Here is a 16543-nt window from a genome sequence, read left to right on the forward strand (position 1 = left end):
TTTTGAGTAAAGTAGGTATAGTAACTACATTCATCCACAGCTAAGGAGCTAAACCATGTTGGAAAATAATATCACCACCGTTAATAACGATGTCAAAACCCTGGTCAAGGATGCACAAGCGCTGTTCAGCGCCGCTGCCGCCCTGACTGGCGAAAAAGCCGATGAAGTGCGCATCAAGGGCATGAAAACCCTGGACGCCGCCCTGGCCAAGGCGCATGAAGCGCAAGCGTCGGCCATCGTCGCCACCAAGCAGATGGCTGCCCAGGCAGACGGCTATGTCAAGGAAAACCCATGGCGCACGGTGGCCGTTGCCGCCGGCGTCGGCGTGCTGGTCGGCTTCATCCTGGGCCGCAAGTAATCCCATACAGGAGCGATATGGACAAGTCTGCTTCGTCTCACCAGGGGCCGGGATTGATCGGCTCGGTCGCCGGCCTGGCCAAAAACGCCGTCGGACTGATGTTGTCGCGGCTGGAACTGGCCACCATCGAATTGTCGGAAGTGCGCAATCACATGCTGCAGCTGATTGTCATTTTCGCGCTGGCGACGGTGGCGGGCTTGTTTGCCATCGCTTACGGCAGCGTGCTGATCGTTTTCCTCGCCTGGGATAGCCTGGGCTGGAAGATCCTGGCGATCATGACGGTCGTGTTCGTACTGCTGGCCATCGCGCTGGTCATGTATGCGCGCGCCATGCTGCGTCAAGGAAAGCTGTCGATGCCGGCCACCATGGCGGAATTGAAGGCCGACCGCGACATGCTGATGTAAGCTGCCTCACGAGGAGAATTCATGTCGGAAACCGACAAACTGGCGGCGCAAGCCGCCCGCAAGCGCCTGCTGATCGCCCAGGGCGAAATGTACCGCGTGGGCATCGTGCATGCGCGCGCCAACGTGGGCTATGCATTGCGTCCCGAGTCGATGCTGCAGGGCGTGGTCGAGACGGCGGTCGGCTTTGCCGGCCACCGCGTCGAGTCCCTGCTGGCGCCGGGCGGCATGCGGCTGCAAGGCGCCATGCCCTACGTGCTGACGGCGCTATCGTTTATCGGACGCAAGAAGCTGGTCAAGCCGGCCCTGGTCCTCGTGGCCGTTGCCGCCGTTGCCGCCAGCTGGCTGCGCCGCAAGCGCTGAACGCCAGCCGTGTTGCACAGGAACGCCGTCATTGACGGCGTTTTTTTTGCCTGCACCCAAGGTCCGGCGCGCATACACGCAATCCCTTACAATGATTCACGCCGCATTCCGCGCGGCGGACAGAGGGGCCATCTTGATGACGCATTCGAAGACACCGATCAATCAGTTAAATCCCTCGCGCCTGCGCATCGTGCTGGTGCTGCAGGGCGGCGGCGCACTGGGCGCCTACCAGGCCGGCGTCTATCACGCTCTGCACGAACATGGCCTGGCGCCCGACTGGGTGGTGGGCACCTCGATCGGCGCCATCAATGCCGCCATTCTGGCTGGCAACAAGCACGAAGACCGGCTCGTGCGCCTGAAACAGTTCTGGCAGCGCGTGGCGCACCGCGACAGCATCGACATGAACCTGGTCTCCGACCAGCAGCGCCGCTCGAACATCTGGCTGGCCACGCTCGATACGGTGCTGCGCGGCGTGCCTGGCTTCTTCAAGCCGCGCACCTTCAGCCTGTTTCCTGCCGGAATCGCCGTCAAGCCGGAAGAGGCCAGTTTTTATGACACGAGCGAGCTGGCCAGCACCCTTGAGGAACTGGTCGACTTCGATTACCTGAACGAGCCGGGCGGCATGCGCCTGACGGTCAACGCCCTGCGCGTCAAATGCGGCAGCCTCACCAGTTTCGACAGCCAGCAGCAAGCCCTGACGGCAGACCATATCCGCGCCAGCGGCGCCTTGCCGCCCGGCTTTGCCGGCGTGCGCGTCGATGGCGATTTATATTGGGATGGCGGCCTGTACTCGAATACGCCGCTCGAAACCGTGCTCGACGACACACCCCACGTCGACACCCTGGTCTTCATGGTGGATCTGTGGAGCTCGGAAGGGCCGGAACCGACCACCCTCGATGAAGTGCAGACGCGGCAAAAGGATGTCACCTTCGCCTCGCGCTCGAAGCGGCATATCGCCGATTATGTGAACACGCACACCTTGCAGCGCAAATTGCGCGAACTGTACGCCGGTCTGCCCGACACCAAGCACAACCGCCAGCAGACGGAAGAACTGGTGGCGCTCGGTTGCGACAGCACCATGCACATCGTGCGCCTGCCGTATGCGGGGCGCGACTGGCACATGGCGGCCAAGGATATCAATTTCTCCAAGGGCTCGATCGAATGGCGCTGGGAGCAGGGCTATCAGGACGGCTTGCGCGCGATCAAGGCGGCCGGCTGGCTGGCTTTTGTCACGGAAGATACGCCGCTCGTGGTGCACGAACTGCCACCCTACGAACGCGACGCCGCCTAGTGACGCCTGTCAAAACTGCTGCGCGTCGGGTACAGGCGGCCTGCGATGCTCACCGTACTAGATGTACGGTTGCGCTTCTTGGGCACCTCTCCCTTCCGCTCACGACGGTTTTGCCAGGCGTTGCAAGATTACAGAGCGAGAGTACGGCGCATTGCTGCATTACTGCGTATGCGCCGCTGCGCGCAGTTTTTCCGCATTCGCCATGTCTTGCCGGTACGTGTCTTGTGCATCCTTCAGGCAGGTGGCGCGCGCGGCGGACGGTTCCGTACGGCAGGCTTTTTTGGCCTCGGCCAGGGCGGCGGCGATTTCCTTGCGCAGGGTGCGCAGCTGGGCTTGCGCCGTGCTGTCTTCCTGGTACCAGCGTTGCGGGTCGCCCGGCTGCGGCGTGGCTGTCTGGGCCAGTGCCAGCGGCGCCAGACTGCAGGCGAACAGAGTCGCCAAGAGTGTGTTGTGGATAGACATGATATTTCCTCCTTGAAATAAAAAAGGCGCCGTAGCGCCTTTTTTTACAACCTGCCTGTCAGTAATAGCAGGATCAGTATCACTACGACCAGGCCGGCGATGCCGCTGGGGCCGTAACCCCAGTTGCGGCTATGCGGCCAGGTGGGCAGGACGCCGACCAGGGCCAGGATCAAGATGATCAGAATGATGGTGCCCATGGTATCTCCTTGTTTGGTGCATGGTCCGGCGCAGGCTTGCTGGCAAGCCCGGCCAACGGATTAATAGCGGTAGACGCGGCCGTCAACGACGCGCACGCGGTTGCCCGGGCGCAAATCATTGGCGTTGTCTTGCACCACGGTACGGTATTCGCCGTTGTCGAGACGCACGCTGATCTGATAAGCCTGTGCCTGCTGCTTGCGGCCTTCGACCTGGTTGCCCACGACGCCGCCGGCGACGGCGCCCGCCACGGTAGCGGCCGTGCGCCCGCTGCCCGAACCGATGGTATTGCCCAGCAGGGCGCCGGCGATGCCGCCGACCACGGCGCCGGCGCCGCTGGTTTGGCCGCCACCCTGCACGATCTGGATGGAATCGACGGTGCCGTACATGGCGGACTCAGGCTGGTTGGCCGGGTAATACTGTTGTGACTGGGAAGGGCCGGTGGCGCAACCGCTCAGTACGGCGGTGGCGGCGAGCATCAGTGCGGCCAAGGTGGCGTTGGTTTTCATTTTATTCTCCTGACGAGGTGAGGGTGTAGTGCCATCTTAGTCATGCACCCGTCCCGGGTCTGTACGCTGCCGCACGTAGTTATTTGCCGCCAAAAATGGTATTTTTTACCGTGGCGATCCACCAAAACGTTGTTATTTCTCCCTGTATCCCTTTCGCTTTCAAAATAAATTACTTGTGTACGGCAGCGTACAGAAGAGCGGCGACTATCCACGTAAAACGGTAGTCATGCCAAGCAGACATGTTTGGTACCACCAGGGAGAAATACAATATGAACAAGAATAAGCTTTTCACCGCCATCGTCGTCAGCCTGGCATGCGCCGCCTGGGGCGGCCAGGCAGTGGCCGCTACGCCGGAAGCAAAAGCAGCCTACAAGGCGGCCAATGAACAGGCGGCCCTGAACTACAAGCTGGCGCATGCCGAGTGCGAAAAAATCACGGGCAACCCGAAGGATGTCTGCATCGCCGAAGCGAAGGCCGTGCGTACCTACGATGAAGCCGTGGCCCAGGCGCAATACACGAATACCCTGCGCGCCTACACCAAGGCGCGCATCAAGATTGCCGATGCCAATTACGACGTCGACTTGGCGCGCTGCAATGCGGTGACGGGCAACGACAAGGATGTCTGCGTCAAGCTGGCCAAGTCCACCAAGGTGGCGGCCCTGGCCGACGCCAAGGCGGACAAGAAAGTCATCGAAGCGCGCAGCGATGCGCGTGAAGCAAAAAGAAAAGCCGAGTACAAGGTCGCGACAGAAAAATGCGATGCATTAGCCGGCGCAGCCAAGGATGACTGTATCAAGGCTGCAAAAACCCAGTTTGGCTACTGAGCTCCATCCGGCGCGCAGTCACCACACTGGTATAAGAAGCTCATTGTGAGCACATTGATTGACCACTCCTAAGGAAAAAACCATGAAATTCACTAAATCTATCGCTACTGGCCTTTTCGTCGCTTCCCTGTTCGCCGTTGCAGGCTGCGCTTCGACCCCAACCAAGGAAGGCACGGGCGAGTACATCGACGACGCCGCGATCACCACCAAAGTGAAAGCCAGCATCTTCAATGAGCCTACCCTGAAATCGACGGAAATCAACGTGGAAACCTTCAAGGGCGTGGTTCAGCTGAGCGGCTTCGTTGCCCAGCCAGCCGATGCCGCCAAAGCGGGTGAAGTTGCCCGTGGCGTCAAGGGCGTGAAGTCGGTGAAAAACGACATCCGCGTCAAGTAATGGCCTGACCCGCCGCAGCGGCCAGCCCCACGGCTGGCGCTGCGGCCCACCACCGACCGTCGCGGGAATCGCATGCATATCCAGCCTTCAGATACCCCGCCCGAGCCGGTGGCGGCTGCCTCCACCGAGCCTGCCGGGCCACCTCCCGGCACGCCCGTGGAGCACTTGGACGCATCCTTGCGTTTGCCGCTGCATGTCAATGCGCGTGGCATGGCGCTGGGCATCATCGCCACCGTCAGCTTCATTTATGCGCTGCAGTGGGCACAGAAATTCCTCATTCCCGTCATCTTCGGCATTTTCATTGCCTACACCCTCAATCCCGTCGTCGCCTGGCTGGAAAAGCTGCGCCTGCCGCGCGCCATCGGCGCCACGGCCGTCACGGCCCTGATCCTGTTCGGCTCCATCGTCGTGGTCGAGCGCGTGCAGGGCGAATTCGAATCCATCGTTGAAGAGCTGCCGGCCGCCACGCATAAACTGTCGCGCCTGATCGCCGCCAATACGGGCGGCAAGAACAGCACTTTCCAGAAGATGCAGGCCGTGGCCAATGAAATCGAGCAAGTGGCCGCCGGCGCCGAGGCGCGCCGCAACACGCGCCGCGCCGCGGCAGCGTCCGAAGGTCCCAACTTCAAGATCATGGACTGGGTCTGGGCAGGCTCGCTGGGCCTGGTGGGCTTTGTCAGCCAGGCCACGATGGTCATCTTCCTCGTGTTTTTCCTGCTGCTGTCGGGCGACACCTTCAAGCGCAAGCTCGTCAAGCTGACGGGACCGTCGCTGAGCCGCAAGAAGGTCACCGTGCACATCCTGGAAGACATCAATACCTCGATCCAGAACTATATGTTCATGCTGCTCGTCACGAATGGCTTGCTGGCCGTCCTGATGTGGATCGCCCTGCGCGTGATCGGCCTGGAAAACGCGGGCGCCTGGGCCATCGTGGCCGGCTTGCTGCACATCATGCCGTACTTCGGCCCCTTGCTCATCACCATCGCCACGGGGCTCGTCGCCTTTTTGCAGTTCGAATCGCTGGAAATGGTCTTGCTGGTGACGGGCACGTCGATGGCCATCGCTACCCTGGTCGGCACTTTTGTCACCACGTGGATGACGGGGCGCATCGCCCGCATGAACCCCACGGCCGTCTTCATCAGCCTGCTGTTCTGGGGCTGGCTGTGGGGCGTCTGGGGCTTGCTGCTGGGCGTACCCATCATCGTCATCGTGAAGGTCGTGGCCGAGCGCGTGCAGGGCATGGAAGTGGTAGCGGAATTGCTGGGCGAGTAAGTTGAGGCTGGATAAGAAAAACGGCGCCCGCGGGCGCCGTTGTTGCATGCAGACTGATCGCTTACGACTGGTGGCGTTTCAATATCTTCACTTGCAGGTCGCCGTCTTCCGTCTTCGGCATATCCTTCATGCTGCCCAGTTGCAGGGCGAACTGGCGCGTGAATTCGGCGCCCAGGAAGAAGATTTGTGCCGAGTAATATACCCACAGCAGCAGCGCCACCAGCGAGCCGGCCGCGCCATAGCTGCTGGCCACGCCGCTGTTGCCGATATACACGCCAATCGCATATTTCCCTAGTGAAAACATGAAAGCCGTGCCGATGGCGCCGATCAGCACGTCGCGCCAGGACAGGCGCACGCGCGGCAGCATTTTATAGATGACGGCAAACAGGCTGGCGATGACGGCAAAGCCGATCAGGTTCGACAGGATGGTAAACAGCACGGCCGTGTCCTTCCACACGCCCTCCCAGAAGTTGGCGAGGATGGCCATGGCCGCGTTGACCACCAGCGACACCATCAGCAGGAAGGCCAGCACCAGCACCAGGCCGAACGACAGCAAGCGCGTGCGCAGCATGTCCCAGGCGCCCGCTTCCTTCAAGGGCGGCACTTGCCAGATTTCATCGAGGCTCGCTTTCAGCTCGGCAAACACGCTGGTGGCGCCAAACAGCAGCAGGGCGCTGGCGATGAGGGTGGCGATGCGGCCCTGTTCATGGTTCTTCGCGCCGGCCAGCACCAGCTGGATGGCTTCGGCGCCTTGCGTGCCCAGCAAGCCCTGCAATTGCCCCATCAGCTCGCCGCGCGCGGCGGCCGGGCCATAGAAAAAGCCGGCGATGGCGATCACCAGCACGAGGATGGGGGCGATGGAAAACAGGGTGTAATAGGCGAGGGCGGCGCCCTTGCTCGAGGCGCGGTGTTCCAGCCATTCAGTGACGGAACAGACGAGGACACTGCGCATCTGCTTGCTGAACGGCGCCAGGCTGGCCAGTTTGGGATAGCGGGTAGAGAAATTCATGGTGGCTTTCAATGCAAAAAGGGGCGCGAGCCCCTTTTTTTTAATTCACAAGTGGCGTACCACTGTTCAGCTTACTGCACGCGGCGTTCGATGGTGATTTGCTCCACTTCAACGCGGCGGTTTGGTTCCAGGCACTTGATCAGGTCGGCACGTTTCTTGTTGTTGCACGTGACGACAGGATTCGTGGAGCCCTTGCCTTCGGCCGTCAGGCGGTTGGCGGCGACACCGTGGGCGACCAGGTATTCCTTGACTGCATCAGCGCGCTGCTGCGACAGTTTCAGGTTGTACTTGGGCGAACCGATGCGGTCGGCATAACCACTGATGACGACGTTGTTGACGTCCGGCGCTGCCGTCAGCACGCGTGCGATTTCGTCGAGCTTGGTCTGTGTCGGACCCAGCTTGGCGCTGTCGAACGCGAACAGTTCCGTTGCCGACATCGTCACTTTTTCAAAGCGTGCTGGTGGCGGTGGCGGCGGTGGCGGCGGCACGACCACGACGACTTCTTCACGCACTGGCGGCGGTGGCGGTGGTGGCGGCGGTGCTGGCGGTTTGTTGAACGCGTAGTTCAGGCCCACGGTCACGTAGTAGTTGTTGGCCTTGCTGCTCGGGTCGAACGTGTTGCCGCGCAGGAAGCCGTGCACGTTGCGCACGTCAGCCTGGACGGACAGTTGATCGGTGATGCTGGACTGGAAACCCAGGCCCACGCTGGCGTATGGCGAGCTCTTGCTGCGCTCACCGAAGGCGAAGCTGGTGTCCTTGTCGCGTTGCATACCGGCACCGACCAGCAGGAAGGGACGGAAGGCTTTGCGCGAGAACATGTACAAGCCGTCTACGCCCAGCGTATTTTGCTGGTAGCGCTGACCGCCATCCTTGGAACGTGCATACGTGGTGCCCAGCTGGATATCCCAGTCCTGGGAAACAGGCTTACCGAAGCGCAAGCCTGCGCCATAGCCGGTTTTATCCGTGGCGAAGTCGGAATCTGGCTTGAGTGCGTTGATGCTAGGTTGAATATACCAGGAGGGATTGATTTCCTGGGCCTGTGCGCCGAGGGCAGAGCACAGGACTGCGGCGGCAACGGCGATTTTTTTTAGATTATTCACAAGTAACTCCCAACGTTGATAAGAGATTTTCTCTACGGCATCAAAACGACATCTTGCTACACGTGCTATTGCTAGAGATCGACCACACTTCCAGGTGCGTTTTCTTGCGATAAATGCACTGCTGTTGGACTAGAGAATACGGTTGCAGGTTCAGGTGGTCGGTGCGCTGGCGCACAAAGCATTGTGGTATATCAATGGTGTTGCAGATTCACGACAATGACTTTGCTGTTGAAAAAAACTAATTTGCTAGGTGAAACTTTTACAAGCACGCCACTTCCTGGCGCCGCGGCAAGAGGCAATCGTACGACTTGTCACCTGCATGCCACTGTATATTAGCAACAATGATGAGCTTGATAACTAATATTACATTGATGTTGTATTCCTGCCGCGTTCCGTTGCTTTTCCAGGCTTCCGCCAAGCAACTTTTGCGCGCCACAGCCAGCTCCGCCACTTTTCATCAAGGAGTCACCCGTGCCTGACCTGCCCCGTATTTTTTCTTCCCCGCTGACTGGCAAACTGGGGGCCTTGTGCCTGCTGCTGTCGCTGGGCTCGGCGACGCCGGCCTGGGCCGAGAGCGGCGTATCCGTGTTTTCACCGAGCGGCACGGTCAAGGCCGTACGCCAGGTACGGGCCCAGTTCGCCACGCCGATGGTGCCGTTCGGCGACATGGGCTTGCCCGCGCCGTTCGCCATCGATTGCGGCAAGGCCGAGCCTGGCGTCGTGGCGGGCGCGGGGCGCTGGGCCGACGAGCGCAACTGGAACTTCGATTTCGAGCGCGACTTGCCAGCCGGCGTGGCCTGCAGCTTCACCTTGAAGCCGAGGCTGAAGGACCAGGCGGGCCAGGCCTTGCAGGGGACGACGTCCTACCGTTTCACCACGGGCGGCCCGGCCATCGTCGAGGCCGTACCGTATGACGGCCAGCCGTACATCGATGAAAACCAGATCTTCGTGCTGGGCCTCGACGCCGCGCCGAACGAGGCCAGCGTGGCCGCGAACGCGTATTGCCGCGCCGATGGCATCAATGAAAAGATTCCTGTGCGCCTGTTCAAAGGCAAGGAACTGGAGCAGGTATTGACCCTGCGTAAGAGCTTTCTCGACCGCTACCTGACCGTGTACTTCAAGAAGCGGGGCGTCGTATGGAAAGCGGGCATGCCCGTGGCCAGCAAGGGCGCGCCGCCGTTGCCCGTCACCGTGCTGCAATGCAAGCGCAGCTTCCCCGCCAATGCCAAGGTGTCGCTCGTGTGGGGCGAGGGCATCGCCAGCGCCAGCGGCATCGCCACCGAGAAAGCGCAAACCCTGCAGTTCAAGACGCGTCCCGACTTCACGGCCAAGTTCAGCTGCGAGCGCAGCAACCCGAAGGAGCAATGCATTCCCTTCCTGCCCATGCGCGTGCAGTTTTCCGCGCCCGTGAAAGCATCGCTGGTGCGCGCCATGACCCTGAAGGGCGGCGGCAAGACGTATGTACCGACGATTTCAAAAGAGGAAGAAAAGGCGGAATTCCTGTACAGCGCCGCCTTCAACGGCCCCTTCCCCGTGCAAGCGAGTTTTGTCTTGAGCCTGCCGCCGAAGCTGACGGATGACGCGGGCCGCGCCTTGCTCAATCGCGCGCGCTTCCCCATGACGGTGCGCACGGGGGAACAGCCGCCGCTGCTCAAATTCCCGGCCCCGTTCGGCATCATCGAAGCGAAGGGCGACGGCTTGCTGCCCGTGACGGTGCGCAATATCGAACCCGTGCTGACGGGCAAGGAAGTCGCCCAGCCATCCGCAGCAGCCACTGGCGCCACCTTGCGCGTGCCCGACAATGACGACAAGTTCATCATCGAGTGGATGCAGCGCCTGGCCGGCAACGGCGACGGGGGCGAATACTGGCAGCCCTACGCGCAATATGCGGGCAACATGAGCAAATCCGTCTTGGCGGGCGCGTCCGGCACGCGTCCTATCAGCCTGCCGCGTCCCGATGGCAAGAAAACCTTTGAAGTGATCGGCATTCCGCTGCAAAAGCCGGGCTTTTACGTGGTCGAACTGGCCAGCCCCATCCTTGGCAAAGCGCTGCTGGGCAAACCGACGACGGCCTACATCCGCACGGCCGCGCTGGTGACGAATCTGGCGGCCCACTTCAAGCATGGCGCGCAATCGTCGCTCGTGTGGGTGACGTCGCTCGACAAGGGCGCGCCTGTTGCGAAGGCGCAAGTGGCCGTGCGCGACTGCGCCGGCAAGCTGCTGTGGCAAGGGGCCACGGGGGCGGACGGTGTGGCGCACATTCCCGGCGAACTGGCCAATTCCAGCTGCAAGAACAACGACCGCTACTTTATCAGTGCGCGCAGCGGCGGCGACATGACGTTCACCCTGTCGGACTGGGTGGGCGGCATCGAAGCGTGGCGTTTCAATTTGCCCACGGACGACACGCGCGCCGACAACACCTTGCTGGCGACGGTATTTGACCGCACCTTGCTGCGCGCCGGTGAAACCGTGCACATGAAGCATTTCATACGCAAGCACACGGGCGATGGCATGAGCCTGGTCGACAAGAACAACGGTCCCGGCAGCGCCACCTCCGTCGTCATCACGCACCAGGGCAGCGACCAGAACTATCAATTGCCGCTGCGCTGGTCCGCCAGCGGCACGGCGGAAAGCGACTGGGTCATCCCCGCCGACGCCAAGCAGGGCGAGTACAGCGTGACGATGGCGGGCCGACCATCCGGCAGTTTCCGCGTGGAAGCGTTCCGCGTGCCGACCATGAAAGCCGTGCTGCAAGGGCCGAAAGCGCCCGCCGTGCAGGCCAGGCAGCTGGCCCTCGATGCGCAAATCACGTATCTGGCCGGCGGCGCGGCCACCAACGCGCCCGTCAAGCTGCGCACGGTTCTGCAAGACAAGAGCGTGACGTTTGCCGATTATCCCGATTTCAGTTTCAGCAATGGCGACGTGAAGGAAGGTCTTGTGAAACAGGGCACCGGCTACGACGACGATGAGGGCGGGTGGCAGGACGAGGGCAATGGCGGGCATGCCGGTGCAGGCGCGGCTGCCGCGCGCACGCAAAGCTTGACCCTGGACAAGGCGGGCGGCGCGCGCATCGTCATCGACCAGCTGCCGCAGCTGTCCACGCCGCGCGACCTGGTGGCGGAAATGGCGTTCCAGGATGCGAATGGCGAGACGGCGTCCGTTGCCACGCGCGTCCCGCTGTGGCCGTCAAACTATCTGATCGGCATCAAGCCCGATGCCTGGGCCCTGAGCAAGGATGCCTTCAAGTTCACGGTGGCCGTGCTGGGCACCAATGGCAAGCCCGTGGCGAATGCCCCGGTCGCCGTCGACTTCTTCCAGCGCAACAGCTATTCGCACCGCCGGCGCCTGATCGGCGGCTTCTATGCATATGAAAACAGCAGCGAAGTAGTCAAGCTGGGCCCGGCGTGTTCGGGCAAGACGGATGGCAAGGGTTTGTTGATGTGCGACGTGAAGGCGCCCGCCAGCGGCAACCTGATTTTGCGCGCCAGCACGCAGGATGCGTCCGGCAACGCGGCGGTCGCCAACCGCGAAACGTGGGTGGCCGGCAGCGGCGACTGGTGGTTCAACGCCAGCGACAATGACCGCATCGACGTGCTGCCCGAAAAGAAACGCTATGAACCGGGACAGGAAGCGAGCTTGCAGGTACGCATGCCGTTCCGTTCGGGCACGGCCTTGATCACGGTCGAGCGCGAAGGCATCCTCGATACCTATGTGCGCCAGCTCAATGGCCGGGAACCGGTGGTGAATATCCCGGTCAAACCAAACTACGCACCGAATGTGTATGTATCCGTGTTTGTCGTGCGGGGCAGGGTCGATGGCGTGCAGCCGACGGCGCTGGTTGACCTGGGCAAGCCGGCCTACAAGATGGGCATTGCACCGCTGAACGTGGGGTGGCAGGCGCATGAACTGAACGTGATGGTGGTGTCCGACAAGGAGGTGTACAAGACGCGTGACAAGGCGGAGGTGTCCGTGCGCGTGCGCCGCGCCGATGATAAACCGTTGCCGGCCGGCGCCGAAGTGGCGCTGGCTGCCGTCGATACGGGCTTGCTGGAACTGATGCCCAACGATAGCTGGAAGTTGCTCGATACCATGATGGCGCAGCGCAGCCTGCAGGTGGAAACGGCGACGGCGCAGATGCAGGTGATCGGCAAGCGCCACTTCGGCCGCAAGGCCTTCCCGGCCGGCGGTGGCGGCGGCAAGGGCGCCAGCCGCGAATTGTTCGACACCCTGCTGTTCTGGAAGGGCACCGTCAAGCTCGACGCCAAGGGCGAAGCCACGGTGCAAGTGCCGCTCAACGATTCGCTGACGGCGTTCCGCATCGTCGCCATCGCCAGTGCCGGCAAGGAACTGTTCGGCACGGGCAGCACGGACATCCGCAGCTCGCAAGACTTGATCCTGATGTCGGGCTTGCCGACCCTCGTGCGCGAAGGCGATCAGTTGCGCGCCGGCTTCACCGTACGCAACACATCGGCCGCAGCCTTGAGCGTGGACCTCAACGCCACAGCGGCCGGCAAGGCCTTGCCGCGCCAGAGCTTGACCCTGGCGGCGGGCGAAGCGCGCGAAACGGGCTGGGATTACCCGGTGCCGCTCGGCGCGCAAACGGTCGTGTGGGAGGTCGCCGCGAAAGCGGGTAACCACACGGATAAACTGAAAATCACGCAAAAGGTAGGCCAGGCCACGCCCGTGCGCACCTACCAGGCCACCTTGCAGCAAGTCGACAAGCCCATCAATATGTCCGTGCAAATGCCGGCCGGCGCCTTGCCGGGCCGGGGTGGTATCCAGACCAGCTTTGTCGCCAAGCTCGGCGGCGAACTGCCTGGCGTGCGCGAGTACATGGCCGCGTATCCGTACACCTGCTTCGAGCAAAACACGTCGAAGGCCATCGCGCTGCAAGACCAGGAGGCGTGGAACAAGCTGGCCGCCAGCCTGCCCGCCTACCTGGACGGCGACGGCATGCTGAAATACTTCCCCATCATGGAACAAGGCAGCGACAGCCTGACGGCCTACGTGTTGTCGGCAACGAAAGAAGCGGGCTATGCGATTCCCGAACAGACGAAAAACCGCATGGAAGCAGCCTTGACGGCCTTCGTGCAGGGCCGCATCGTGCGCCGTTCCGCGCTGGACACGACGGACCTGGCCGTGCGCAAGCTCGCCGCACTGGAAGCGCTGTCGCGTTCCAATAAAGTGCCGCCCGATGCGCTGGAAAGCATCAGCATCAACCCGAACCTGTGGCCGACTTCGGCCGTGATCGACTGGAGCCTGTTGCTGCAGCGCACGCCAAACCTGGCACGCCGCGATGCGCTGCTGGCCGAGGCGCAGCAGATTTTGCGTTCGCGCCTGAATTTCCAGGGCACGACCATGGGCTTCTCCACCGAGCGCAAGGATAACTGGTGGTGGCTGATGATCTCGGGCGACGTCAACGCCAACCGCCTGCTGCTGGCCGTGATGGACAACCCGGCGTGGAAAGACGACATCGGCCGCCTCGTGCGCGGCAGCATGGGTCGCCAGAAGAAGGGCCGCTGGGATACGACGGTAGCCAACGCCTGGGGCACCCTGGCCATCAACAAGTTTTCGGCCAAGTTCGAATCCACGCCCGTGACGGGCGCCAGCGCAGTCAAGCTGGGCGGCGATACGCAAGCGCTCGTGTGGAATGGCGCGGCGAAAGTGGGCCCCGTGCTGCAAGCGTGGCCGAAGGGCACGGACACCCTGGGCCTGGCGCACAGCGGCACGGGCAAACCGTGGGCCACCGTGCAAAGCCTGGCGGCCATCCCGCTCAAGGCACCTGTGTCCAGCGGCTACACGATCAAGAAAACCGTTACGCCGGTGGAACAGAAGATGGCGGGCGCATGGTCGCGCGGCGACGTCTACCGCGTGCGCCTGGAGTTGTCGGCGCAGGCGGACATGAGCTGGGTCGTGGTCGACGACCCGATCCCCGCCAGCGCCACCGTGCTGGGCAATGGCCTGGGCCGTGATTCGCAGCTGATGACGGCCGGCGAGAAATCCACGGGCTGGGTCTGGCCCACGTTCGAGGAACGCGCGTTCGACGCCTTCCGCGCGTATTACGCGTTTGTGCCAAAGGGTAACTGGAGCGTGGAATACACGGTGCGCCTGAACAATGCTGGCGATTTCAGCCTGCCGGCCACGCGCATCGAAGCCATGTATTCGCCCGAAATGTTTGGCGAGTCGCCGAACGCGAATGTGAAGGTGGGGCAGTGAAAGGCAAGGTTTTACTGATAGGCTGCCTGCTGGCCAGCCCGGTCTTCGCCGAGGCGGTCCTGACGCCCGCCCAGGTGCAGGCCGCCTACCGCAGTTCGGAAGCGCAGTTGCTCGACCGTAGCGGCGCGCCGCTGCAATCGTTGCGCGTGGACATGAAGGTGCGGCGGCTGCCGTGGGTGCCGCTGGCCGATATTTCACCGGCTGTGCAGCAAGCCGTGCTGCTGGCGGAAGACCAGCGCTTCATGCAGCATGGCGGTGTGGATGTGTCCGCGCTGGCCACGGCCGCCTGGGACAATCTGTTTTCGAAAAAGCCCCGGGGCGCCTCGACCATCACCATGCAGCTGGCGGGCCAGCTCGACGCGGACTTGCAGGCGTCCTCGGGCGGACGCAGCCTGCGCCAGAAGTGGGACCAGATGCGCGCGGCGCAAGCCATCGAAGACAGCTGGAGCAAGGCACAGATTTTTGAAGCGTATTTGAATCTGGTATCGTTCCGCGGCGAGCTGCAGGGCATTGCGTCCGCCTCGTACAGCCTGTTCGGCAAGGCGCCGTCCGGCCTGAACCAGACGGACGCCATCATTTTGGCCAGCCTCGTGCGCGCGCCGAACGCGCCGCCGGCCACCGTCACGCGGCGCGCTTGCGCGCTGGCGAAAGAGTGGCGCATGGACAGCAGCTGCCAGCTGATCGGCCAGCGCGTGCAGACGGCCTTGCAGCGCAACGCGCTGGCCGCGGAGCTGGCGCCGGCGCCGCAAGTGGCGCAGCAGTTGCTGAAGCAGCCCGGTGCGCAGGTCGCCAGCACGCTCGATGGTCCTTTGCAGCGCTTCGCGCAGGAAAACCTGCGCCAGCAGCTGGCGTCTTTGCGCGAGCGCAATGTCAACGACGGCGCCATCATCGTGCTCGATAACCGCAGCGGCGAGATTCTCGCTTATGTCGGCAATGCGGGCGGCAGCCATGTCGATGGCGTGGCGGCCATGCGCCAGGCTGGTTCCACATTAAAACCGTTTTTATATGAACTGGCCATCGAGCGCAGGCTGATGACGGCCGCCTCCGTCATGGACGACTCGCCGCTCGACGTCGCCACGGCGTCGGGCATGTATGCGCCGCAAAACTACGACCGCAATTTCAAGGGATACGTCAGCGCCCGCACCAGCCTGGCCAGTTCCCTGAACATTCCCGCCGTGCGCACGGTGCTGCTGACGGGGCAGGACGGTTTTTACAACCGCCTCAAGGAAGTGGGCCTGTCGAGCCTGACGGAACCGGCCGAGTACTACGGCCCGTCGCTGGCGCTGGGCTCGTCCGAAGTGACCTTGCTGGAACTGGCCAACGCCTACCGCGCGCTGGCCAATGGCGGGCTGTACAGCACGGCCAGCCTGCAGCCGGGCCAGGCTGGCAAGGACCGGCGCCGCGTGATGGAGCCGGGTGCCGCCTTCATCGTCGGCGATATCCTGGCCGACCGCGCCGCGCGCAGCATGACGTTTGGCTTGCGCAACGAGCTGGGGACGAATTTCTGGAGCGCCGTCAAGACGGGCACGAGCAAGGACATGCGAGACAACTGGTGCATGGGTTACTCGGCGCGCTACACGGTGGGTGTCTGGGTGGGCAACTTCGACGGCAAGCCCATGTGGGACGTATCGGGCGTGACGGGCGCCGCGCCCGTGTGGCGCGACGTCATGGATTACCTGCACAAGAACGTGCCCAGCCATGCCCCGAAAGCGCCGCCCGGCGTATTGCAGCAGATGGTGGCGTACCAGCCCGCGCTCGAAGCGCCGCGCCGCGAATGGTTTATCGCCGGCACGGAAAGCCCCGTCATCGCCGTTCTGGGCGACACCGTGAAGCCTCCTGCCATCGTGTATCCGGCCGAAGACAGCATCCTCGCCATCGACCCCGACATCCCGCCAGCCCTGCAGCGCGTGTTCTTCCAGGCCCAGGGCAGCCATGCCTTGCGCTGGGTACTCGACGGCAAGGATATGGGCGCGGCGCTTGACAGCATCAGCTGGCACCCCGTGCCGGGCAAGCATCTGCTGGCGCTGGTCGATGATGCGGGCAAGACGGTGGCGCAGGTGGCGTTTCAAGTGCGGGGCAATGCGCTGGCGTCGCTGAACTAGGCGGGGTGAACCGTGTCCTTGGCCAGCTTCTAGCGCAATATAATCAA

Annotated in this window: 14 protein-coding genes; 9 read left to right on the forward strand and 5 right to left on the reverse strand. The window is 62.6% G+C overall.

Features of this window, described 5'->3' with window-relative positions:
* The first annotated feature begins 55 nt into the window (after positions 1-55).
* The 4 genes from V3C40_RS25215 (at position 56) to V3C40_RS25230 (ending at position 2413) form a co-directional block, all read left to right on the forward strand.
* Complete coding sequence (locus tag V3C40_RS25215; protein WP_034758939.1) at positions 56-358, forward strand: DUF883 family protein; 303 nt, start codon at positions 56-58, stop codon at positions 356-358.
* Positions 359-375: 17 nt separating this feature from the next.
* On the forward strand, positions 376-762 hold the full coding sequence (locus tag V3C40_RS25220; protein WP_034758936.1) for a phage holin family protein: 387 nt from the start codon (positions 376-378) through the stop codon (positions 760-762).
* Between the two features lie 21 nt (positions 763-783).
* Positions 784-1122, forward strand: coding sequence for a hypothetical protein (locus tag V3C40_RS25225; protein ID WP_034758933.1), 339 nt, complete (start codon positions 784-786; stop codon positions 1120-1122).
* A 136-nt stretch (positions 1123-1258) separates the two neighbouring features.
* Positions 1259-2413, forward strand: coding sequence for a patatin-like phospholipase family protein (locus tag V3C40_RS25230; RefSeq protein WP_139090914.1), 1155 nt, complete (start codon positions 1259-1261; stop codon positions 2411-2413).
* 159 nt (positions 2414-2572) lie between these two features.
* Here the strand turns inward: V3C40_RS25230 and V3C40_RS25235 are convergent, their stop codons facing one another.
* The 3 genes from V3C40_RS25235 to V3C40_RS25245 are packed head-to-tail and all read right to left on the reverse strand — an operon-like array spanning position 2573 to position 3579.
* The gene (locus tag V3C40_RS25235; RefSeq protein ID WP_331778821.1) at positions 2573-2875 is read right to left on the reverse strand and encodes a hypothetical protein; all 303 of its coding nucleotides are present in this window, start codon (positions 2873-2875) and stop codon (positions 2573-2575) included.
* Between the two features lie 44 nt (positions 2876-2919).
* Positions 2920-3072, reverse strand: coding sequence for a DUF3309 family protein (locus tag V3C40_RS25240; RefSeq protein ID WP_010396415.1), 153 nt, complete (start codon positions 3070-3072; stop codon positions 2920-2922).
* A gap of 60 nt (positions 3073-3132) precedes the next feature.
* A complete protein-coding gene (locus V3C40_RS25245; RefSeq protein WP_034758920.1) occupies positions 3133-3579 on the reverse strand; it encodes a glycine zipper 2TM domain-containing protein in 447 nt (148 codons plus the stop codon).
* Positions 3580-3848: 269 nt separating this feature from the next.
* On the opposite strand from V3C40_RS25245, the gene V3C40_RS25250 reads away from it, so the two are divergent.
* From V3C40_RS25250 to V3C40_RS25260, 3 genes are all read left to right on the forward strand, one after another.
* The gene (locus V3C40_RS25250; protein WP_034758917.1) at positions 3849-4403 is read left to right on the forward strand and encodes a hypothetical protein; all 555 of its coding nucleotides are present in this window, start codon (positions 3849-3851) and stop codon (positions 4401-4403) included.
* Between the two features lie 82 nt (positions 4404-4485).
* Positions 4486-4797, forward strand: a complete 312-nt coding sequence (locus V3C40_RS25255; RefSeq protein ID WP_034758914.1) for a BON domain-containing protein — start codon at positions 4486-4488, stop codon at positions 4795-4797.
* A 72-nt stretch (positions 4798-4869) separates the two neighbouring features.
* Positions 4870-6069, forward strand: coding sequence for an AI-2E family transporter (locus V3C40_RS25260; protein ID WP_442907315.1), 1200 nt, complete (start codon positions 4870-4872; stop codon positions 6067-6069).
* 61 nt (positions 6070-6130) lie between these two features.
* Here V3C40_RS25260 and V3C40_RS25265 read toward each other — a convergent pair whose 3' ends face one another.
* Positions 6131-7078, reverse strand: a complete 948-nt coding sequence (locus tag V3C40_RS25265; protein WP_034758909.1) for a YihY/virulence factor BrkB family protein — start codon at positions 7076-7078, stop codon at positions 6131-6133.
* 71 nt (positions 7079-7149) lie between these two features.
* Entirely contained in the window at positions 7150-8178 is a 1029-nt protein-coding gene (locus tag V3C40_RS25270; protein WP_070304100.1) for an OmpA family protein, read from the reverse strand.
* Positions 8179-8649: 471 nt separating this feature from the next.
* On the opposite strand from V3C40_RS25270, the gene V3C40_RS25275 reads away from it, so the two are divergent.
* Together V3C40_RS25275 and pbpC are read left to right on the forward strand one after the other, a co-directional pair.
* Positions 8650-14394: an alpha-2-macroglobulin family protein gene (locus V3C40_RS25275; protein WP_331778822.1), complete on the forward strand. Its 5745-nt coding sequence runs from the start codon at positions 8650-8652 to the stop codon at positions 14392-14394.
* Positions 14391-16496, forward strand: a complete 2106-nt coding sequence (pbpC, locus tag V3C40_RS25280) for a penicillin-binding protein 1C (protein ID WP_331778823.1) — start codon at positions 14391-14393, stop codon at positions 16494-16496. The genes V3C40_RS25275 and pbpC overlap by 4 nt, the downstream gene beginning before the upstream one ends.
* The last annotated feature ends 47 nt before the right edge of the window (positions 16497-16543 follow it).

Source organism: Janthinobacterium sp. LS2A (assembly GCF_036543145.1).
Taxonomy (GTDB): domain Bacteria; phylum Pseudomonadota; class Gammaproteobacteria; order Burkholderiales; family Burkholderiaceae_D; genus Janthinobacterium; species Janthinobacterium aestuarii.